The 445-nt window shown below is 53.9% G+C and carries 1 protein-coding gene; it reads right to left on the bottom strand.

What is annotated here, in order from left to right; genetic code table 11:
- Nucleotides 1–445, bottom strand: a 445-nt coding sequence (locus AC3DEV_RS17065) for a FeoB small GTPase domain-containing protein (RefSeq protein ID WP_488372884.1), incomplete at both ends; no start/stop codon positions are given.

The following is a 445-nucleotide window of genomic DNA, read 5'->3' as shown; positions in this document are numbered from 1 at the left end:
AATCGCCAGCTTGAGCGCTTCAATACCGCGACCACGGGTTGAAACCAGCGGGATCACCGGGCAGCCAAGACGCGCCGACAGAGCATCAATTTCAATACGAATATTTTGCTTCTCGGCAATGTCGAGCATGTTCAGCGCCACGATGCATGGAATGCCGAGTTCCAACAGTTGCAGCGTCAGGTACAGGTTACGCTCAAGGTTAGACGCATCCACCACGTTAATCAGCAGGTCTGCGTCGCCACTCAAAATGTAGTGACAGGCGATTTGCTCATCGAGCGAGGTCTGCGATGAGATGGTGGTCAGAGAATAGGTGCCGGGCAGGTCCACCAGCGTGACCTGATGATCGGTGGTGGAGAATTGCCCTTCTTTACGTTCGACGGTAACGCCAGCCCAGTTACCTACACGCTGACGTGAGCCAGTGAGCTGGTTAAATAACGTTGTCTTG

The organism is Dietzia sp. IBK-p2-15D (assembly GCF_057773105.1).
Note: the sequence above shows the minus strand (reverse complement) of the source record. Positions and strands in the feature narration are given on the sequence as shown.